Source organism: Arthrobacter sp. HMWF013, from assembly GCF_003061105.1.
GTDB lineage: Bacteria > Actinomycetota > Actinomycetes > Actinomycetales > Micrococcaceae > Arthrobacter.
On sequence record NZ_QAIQ01000308.1, the window covers coordinates 1 to 7,035 of the forward strand.

The window sequence follows — 7,035 nt, forward strand, 5'->3', positions numbered from 1 at the left end:
CTGCTGCCTGCCATCACCTTCATCTTCTCCCGGGCGGGCTGCGACGCAGCTGTGGCGCAGTGTGTCTCCTCCGGACTGTGGCTGACCACCGAGAAGGAACAGCGCATCATCGCCCAGCGCGTTGATGAGGCCGGGCAGGACATCCCGTCCGATGACCTGGACGTCCTTGGCTTCTGGACCTGGCGGGACGGCCTGCTGCGGGGCTTCGCAGCCCATCACGCGGGAATGCTCCCGACGTTCAAGGAAGTGGTTGAAAAGCTCTTCGTCGAAGGACTGGTCAAGGCTGTTTTCGCCACCGAGACCCTCGCACTGGGGGTCAACATGCCCGCGCGTTCAGTGGTGCTCGAGAAGCTGGACAAATTCAACGGCGAAGCCCATGTGGATATCACGGCGGGGGAGTACACCCAACTGACGGGCCGTGCCGGCCGCCGGGGCATCGACGTCGAAGGCCATGCCGTTGTGCTGTGGCAGCCCGGGACCGATCCCGCAGCTGTTGCAGGCCTCGCCTCGAGGCGGACCTACCCGCTGAATTCCAGCTTCCGGCCCACCTACAACATGAGCATTAACCTCCTGGCGCAGTTCGGCCGTGCACGCGCCCGCGAGATCCTCGAATCGTCCTTTGCACAGTTCCAGGCCGACCGCTCGGTAGTAGGCCTCGCCAAGCAGGTGCGCAGCCGCGAGGAATCCCTGGCCGGTTACGCCAAGTCCATGACCTGCCATCTGGGGGATTTCACCGAGTATGCGCGGCTGCGGCGCGAACTGTCCGACGCCGAGAACATCACCACGCGCAGCACCTCGAGGGCACGGAAGTCCTTGAACGAGGACTCACTGGCCCGCCTCATGCCCGGCGATGTGGTGGACGTTCCGGGCGGGCGTGCCCCCGGGCCGGCCATCGTGTTGAGCTCGGACCACAGCGGCCGGGAGCCACGGCCTGCCGTGCTGACGCTGGACAACCAGCTCCGGAGAATCGGCACGGAGGACCTGGAAGGCCCCATCGCGCCGCTGACCCGGATAAGGATTCCGAAGTCGTTCAACGCCAAGGTGCCCAAGTCCCGCAGGGATCTGGCATCCTCTGCGCGGAACGCACTGAGGGAGCACCGTCCACCGGCCCCCGGCCGCAGTACCGATTTTGGCCTGGGTGCAGTCCTGCCCAACCAGGAAAAACGGATCACCGAACTTCGCCGTGCCCTCCGCGCACACCCCTGCCACGGCTGCAGTGAGCGCGAAGACCACGCCCGGTGGTCTGAGCGCTGGTGGAAGCTGCGCCGGGAGACGGACGCACTGGTGCGCCAGATCCAGGGCCGGACCAACACCATAGCCAAGACCTTCGATCGTGTCTGCGACGTCCTTTCGGCCTACGGCTACCTGGAGACCGGTGCTGACGGCCGGCAGACGATCAGCCCCGACGGCCAGCGGCTGCGCCGGATCTATGGTGAGAAGGATCTGCTGATTTCGCAGTCACTGCGGCTGGGCGCCTTCGATGACCTTGACGCCGTCGAAGTAGCCACCCTGGCCACCGTCCTGGTGTACCAGGCCAAACGCGAGGACCGTGGCCTGCGCCCGCGCATGCCGAGTGTCTCGCTTGAAACGTCGGTGGACGTGGTGATCCGGGAGTGGTCAGCACTGGAGGACGTGGAAGAACAGAACAAACTTCCCCTGACAGGCGAACCTGAACTGGGCCTGATATGGCCGATGTACAAGTGGGCCAAGGGCCGGCACCTCCAGGACGTGCTCAGCGGCACCGACCTCGCGGCAGGCGATTTTGTCCGCTGGGTCAAACAGGTCATCGACCTCCTCGACCAGCTCGCCAAAATCCCCGGACTGGACCTGCGCCTGGCCAGGTTGTGCGCTGAAGCCATCTCGCTCATCCGCCGCGGCGTCGTGGCGTACTCCTCAGTCCTCTGAATCACCGGCAGCCCGCTGCCCACCCTAGCCCCAGGAGCTTGCCTGCATGACCAACGACCACTCAACCGTGCCCGTCCCATCTGAGCGGAAGGTAGTCCTGTACCGCAACGGCTCGGTGTATACGGCCGCGGACCCGTTTGCCACGGCCATGCTGGTGGACGGCGACACCATTGCCTGGGTAGGCTCCGAACAGGCGGCCACCTCGATTGCCGACAGTTCAATGGAGGTCATCGATCTGAAGGGCGCCCTCGTGGCCCCGGGTTTCGTGGACTCCCATGTCCACCTCACAGAATCCGGCATTGCGCTGGGATCCCTGCAGCTGGGCGGGGTCCGCTCAGCCAGGCAGCTGCTCGACGCCGTCGCATCCTTTAAAGGCGATGGGCCGGTACTGGGTCACGGGTGGGATGAGTCCACGTGGACTGACCCAGCCATGCCGGCAGCCGATGAGCTGGAGCGCGCTGCAGGGGGCAGGCCGGTATTCCTGTCCCGGGTGGACTCACACTCTGCCCTGGTCTCCTCCTCGCTGGCCGCAGCGGCCGGGCTGTCCGGCCTTGACGGCGTCACATCCGGATCGCAGGTCACGAAGGATGCCCACGTTGCAGCCCGCCAGGAGGCACGCCGGCTCCCCGAGGGCACCCTGAGGGAATATCAGCAACGGGCCCTCACTGAGGCCGCCGGAAATGGCTACGTTGCTGTGGTGGAGATGGCCGCGCCGCATATCGGCGGCGTCGCCGACCTCCGTGTTGCCGCCACCTGGAACACTGACGGCCGGACCGCAGTGCCCGAGATCCTGCCCTACTGGGGCGAACTGGCCACCTCCGAAGAACATGCCCGGACCCTGCTGGACGGGCTCGGCGTCCAGGTGCGCGGCCTTGCCGGCGACCTGAACATCGACGGCTCCCTCGGCTCCCGGACTGCGGCATTGCGATCGGACTACAGCGACGCGTCGGGGGAACGCGGGAGCCTGTACCTCTCTGCGGAGCAGGCCGGGGCGCACCTGGCAGCGTGCTCGCTGTTGGGGATCCAGGGTGGCTTCCACGTCATAGGCGATGCCGGCCTTGACGCAGCGCTGAAGGCGCTCGAACTGGCTTCGGCGGAAGTGGGGGAGCAGCGGATCCGGGCAGCGGGGCACCGCTTCGAGCACGTCGAAGTTGCCGATGAGGACGCCATTGGGCAACTCGCCCGGTATTCGGTCACCGTCAGCGCGCAGCCAGGATTCGACGCGGCTTGGGGGATGGGCGGCGGGATGTACGAACAGCGCCTGGGCGGCAGGAGCCGTTCAATGAACGCATTTGCCTCGTTCTACTCTGCCGGCGTTCCCATCTGCTTCGGCAGTGACAGCCCGGTGACCCCGCTGCGGCCGTGGTCAAGTGTCCGGGCCTGCCTGGAACACCACAACCATGACCAACGGATCTCCGCGCGGGCCGCATTCCTGGGCCACACACGGGCAGGCTGGCGTGCGGCCAGATACCACAATCCGATGGCCGGCCAGCTGGTTCCGGGCGCACCGGCGAGTTTCGCGGTCTGGGACGTTGAGGAGCTCATGGTCCAGGTTGCGGACGGACGCGTGCAGTCCTGGAGCACGGATCCCCGTGCGCGCACCCCGCTGCTGCCGGCGCTCGACACGGGCGCTGATCCGGTCTGCCTGCAGACCGTGAGGGACGGCGCGGAACTCTTTTCGAATCCGGCCCTGCGTTCCTGAAGCGACAAACAGGCCCTTTCAAACCGATCGCCCTATAATGGATAGTTGCGCCTGCCAGCCAGCTATCCAGCTGCGGACCAGTCGCTCCGACCGCTCCCGTCCAGGAAAGGCCCTCTGTGCGCATCCTCACCATCATTCCGACCTACAACGAGTTGGAATCGCTGCCGAAAACCCTTCAACGCCTGCGGGCAGCCGTGCCCGCTTCGGACGTGCTGGTGGTGGACGACAACAGCCCTGATGGCACCGGACAGCTGGCGGACGGCTTTGCCGCCGAGGACTCACAGGTCCATGTCCTGCACCGCAAAGGCAAAGAAGGCCTCGGTGCTGCCTACATCGCCGGGTTCAAATGGGGTCTCGATGCCGGCTACGACGTCCTGGTGGAAATGGACGCCGACGGCTCACACCAGCCCGAGCAGCTCCCTCAGCTGATCGAAGCCGTTGAGCAGGGTGCCGACCTTGCCATGGGCTCACGCTGGGTTCCCGGTGGCAGCGTCGTCAACTGGCCGCTCTACCGCCAGGCGATCTCGCGCGTTGGAAGCACCTACGCGAGGCTTATGCTGGGCCTGAAGATCAAGGACGTCACGGGCGGCTACCGCGCTTTCCGGCGCACCACGCTGGAGAAGCTCAACCTGGACCAGGTCGATTCAGTCGGCTATGGGTTTCAGGTGGACCTGGCGTGGCGGGTGGCCAAGATGGGCCTCCGGATTGAGGAGCGTCCCATCACGTTCGTCGAGCGGGAGCTTGGCGCATCCAAGATGAGCGGCAACATCGTTGTTGAGGCCATGATCAACGTCACCAAGTGGGGCCTGCTGGCACGCTGGAACAAGCTGACCGGAAAAAGCTCAAGCTAAACGGCACTGATGCAAAAAGAGCCGGCCCGGCAACGTGATCACGTTGCCGGGCCGGCTCTTTCAATTCGTCAGACCGCCGCAATGGGCGCTGCTGTGCCAGCCGATGCGGTCAGGCAGTGCGCCGTTCGCCGCGGCGTTCGCGCAGGATGGTCAGCCGATCCTCGAGGATCTGCTCCAGCTCCGGGAGTGAGCGCCGCTCCAGGAGCATGTCCCAGTGGGTACGGATAGCCTTTTCGTTGCTGGTATCGGGGCGTTCCCCGTCCACGAGAAGCGCTTCCTTGCCGGTCTTGGAAACCCACACAGGAGGAATCTCTGCCTCTGAGGAGAAGGTCACAAAAACCTGCTCGCCGTCCTCGCACCGGTATTCGACACGCTGACGCGGAGCCGGCTCAACGCCGGACTCGGTCTCCATGCTCTGCGCGCCAAGGCGCATACCCCGCAGGCTGCGATCGCTCATGTTTTCTCCCTCTGGTCGGTTCGCGGAGCAGGGCCCCGCGCAAGCCGGCACGACATTACCGTTCCGGACTTCTGTGTTCACTGTGCTGCATCATAAGTTTCAACGCATTGCGCAGCTTTCTTGTTCCAGTGGAATCCAATCCGACCGGACAAATATTCAATTATACACCGCTCCTTAGGTACCATTGCGCCCTTGAGGCCGTGCGGTCACAACCCCATGGAGTCACACAGCCTGCAGAAACGGTCAGGAGCCGGGCTGCTTCGCAGGTTCCTCGTCGAAGAGGCCGCCGCCGGAGCGCGGGTCGGGATTGGTGCCGCCGAGGGCGTTGCCAATGCCTTTCAAGGCTTCGCCGACCTCGCTGGGGATGATCCACAGCTTGTTGGAGGAGCCTTCTGCCAGCTTGGGCAGCGTCTGCAGGTACTGGTAGGCAAGAAGCTTCTGGTCAGGGTTTCCCTTGTGGATTGCATCGAAGACCTTTTGGATGGCCTGCGCTTCACCGTCTGCCCGGAGGATGGCTGCCTTGGCGTCACCTTCGGCCGCCAGAATGGATGCCTGCCGCTGGCCTTCGGCGGTGAGGATGGCGGACTGCTTGGTGCCCTCCGCGGTGAGGATGGCAGCACGGCGGTCGCGTTCGGCCCGCATCTGCTTCTCCATCGAATCCTGGATGGAGTGGGGCGGGTCGATCGCTTTGAGCTCGACGCGGGAGACCCGGATGCCCCAGCGGCCGGTCGCCTCGTCGAGGACGCCGCGCAACTGGCCGTTGATCTGGTCCCGCGAGGTGAGCGCCTCCTCAAGGTTCAGGCCGCCGACGACGTTACGCAGGGTGGTGGTGGTGAGCTGCTCCACGGCCTGGATGTAGTTGGCGATTTCGTAGGTGGCCGCCCGCGGATCGGTGACCTGGAAGTAGACCACCGTATCGATGGACACCACCAGGTTGTCTTCGGTGATCACCGGCTGCGGGGGGAAGGACACCACCTGTTCCCTGAGGTCAAGCAGGGGCAGGAGCCTGTCCACGAACGGGATCAGGATGGTGAGCCCCGGGTTGAGGGTCCGCTGATACTTTCCGAGACGTTCCACAACGCCCGCCCGCGCCTGCGGGATGATCCGCACCGAGCGGACCAACACAATAATGACAAACACGATCAGGACCACCAGCACAATGGCCAAAGCGGCGCCGCCTGCGTTATCCATACATCTCCTTTTTCCCCAGTTGTCAGTGAAGCTGTATCTAGGACGGGTTGGCTCGCTCCGGCGGGGCGGACACCACGGCCGTGGCCCCGTCGATTGCCGAAACGACGGCTTTCTGGCCTGCCGGCAGGACCGCGCCGGCGGACCGGGCGCTCCAGACGTCGCCGCCGATCTTGACCAGGCCGCCCGTGGAGCTGACAGCTTCCATCACCAGGGCCTGCTCGCCGATGAGCCGGTCAACGTTGGTGCGCTGCTCAGAGGGTCCTTTTTTCAGGTGGTTGAGGGCAACCGGGCGGACAAAGGCGATCATCAGCAGGGATACCACGCAGAAGACGACGATCTGCAGCCACAGGTCGGCGCCGGCGAAATCGGCAACCACCGCTGCAAGCGTGCCGCCGCCGAGCATAATGAAGAAGAGGTCAAGGGTGATCATCTCGATCACTGCGAAAGCGAGGAAAGCGGTGAGCCACAGGGCCCACCAGTTTTCGCCGAGCCATTCAAACATTCCGTCCCCTTCGACCGCGGCCGACTTTCCGGTAAGTGTGCTTCAATCCTAGTCCGCTGGAAAGCGGGGCGGCAGGTCGCCCGGGAGAGGGTCCGGGAACGTGGCCAAGTCGTTACGTTGCGTCCGTTACGAGCCGGAACACGGTGATCCTGAACATCGCTTCCACCGCTGTCGCGTCGTCCCCGGTACCGAGGTTGGAGGCCAGTGCGGCGCGGTCCAGGTGATGCCCGGCAGGACCCATGAATGCCAGGTCGGCTATCTCCGCGGGCGTCAGCACCATTTGGATATCCACGTCCTGGGCTGAGTCAGCGACGAAATGGGCGGCCAGTGACTCGGCGAGCCTGGTGTCCTTATCGTCCCCTATCGCCAGCATTCCCGTCCGCGCGGCTACGGCGGCCAGGTGCCCGGCACGGGGCGTCACCACCAC

General features: G+C 64.9%; 6 protein-coding genes and 1 pseudogene. 3 read left to right on the plus strand and 4 right to left on the minus strand.

Going from position 1 to position 7,035, the window contains the following annotated elements; translation table 11 throughout:
• The 3 genes from DBR22_RS11765 to DBR22_RS11775 all read left to right on the plus strand — a co-directional run.
• Window positions 1-1,905 (plus strand): DEAD/DEAH box helicase (locus tag DBR22_RS11765; RefSeq protein ID WP_375134954.1); only part of this gene is annotated, 1,905 nt, incomplete at its 5' end.
• A gap of 46 nt (window positions 1,906-1,951) precedes the next feature.
• The gene (locus DBR22_RS11770) at window positions 1,952-3,607 is read left to right on the plus strand and encodes an amidohydrolase (protein ID WP_108599169.1); all 1,656 of its coding nucleotides are present in this window, start codon (window positions 1,952-1,954) and stop codon (window positions 3,605-3,607) included.
• 116 nt (window positions 3,608-3,723) lie between these two features.
• Window positions 3,724-4,458 carry a polyprenol monophosphomannose synthase gene (locus DBR22_RS11775; protein WP_108599170.1) on the plus strand — a complete coding sequence of 245 codons (735 nt, stop codon included), beginning with the start codon at window positions 3,724-3,726 and terminating at the stop codon, window positions 4,456-4,458.
• Between the two features lie 109 nt (window positions 4,459-4,567).
• On the opposite strand, the gene DBR22_RS11780 is transcribed toward DBR22_RS11775, so the two are convergent.
• The 4 genes and pseudogenes from DBR22_RS11780 to DBR22_RS23840 all read right to left on the minus strand — a co-directional run.
• Window positions 4,568-4,915, minus strand: a complete 348-nt coding sequence (locus tag DBR22_RS11780) for an RNA polymerase-binding protein RbpA (protein WP_108599171.1) — start codon at window positions 4,913-4,915, stop codon at window positions 4,568-4,570.
• Between the two features lie 243 nt (window positions 4,916-5,158).
• Window positions 5,159-6,106 carry an SPFH domain-containing protein gene (locus tag DBR22_RS11785; protein WP_108599172.1) on the minus strand — a complete coding sequence of 316 codons (948 nt, stop codon included), beginning with the start codon at window positions 6,104-6,106 and terminating at the stop codon, window positions 5,159-5,161.
• A 37-nt stretch (window positions 6,107-6,143) separates the two neighbouring features.
• Window positions 6,144-6,608 (minus strand): NfeD family protein, encoded by a 465-nt coding sequence (locus DBR22_RS11790; protein WP_108599173.1) that lies wholly within the window; start codon window positions 6,606-6,608, stop codon window positions 6,144-6,146.
• 112 nt (window positions 6,609-6,720) lie between these two features.
• Window positions 6,721-7,035 (minus strand): annotated as a pseudogene (locus DBR22_RS23840) (SAM-dependent methyltransferase); the annotation flags it as partial.

Coding starts and splice junctions, on each gene's coding strand:
- DBR22_RS11790 (WP_108599173.1), bottom strand. CDS start 6,608: ATGTTTGAATGGCTCGGCGAAAACTGGTGGGCCCTGTGGCTCACCGCT.
- DBR22_RS11785 (WP_108599172.1), bottom strand. CDS start 6,106: ATGGATAACGCAGGCGGCGCCGCTTTGGCCATTGTGCTGGTGGTCCTG.
- DBR22_RS11780 (WP_108599171.1), bottom strand. CDS start 4,915: ATGAGCGATCGCAGCCTGCGGGGTATGCGCCTTGGCGCGCAGAGCATG.
- DBR22_RS11770 (WP_108599169.1), top strand. CDS start 1,952: ATGACCAACGACCACTCAACCGTGCCCGTCCCATCTGAGCGGAAGGTA.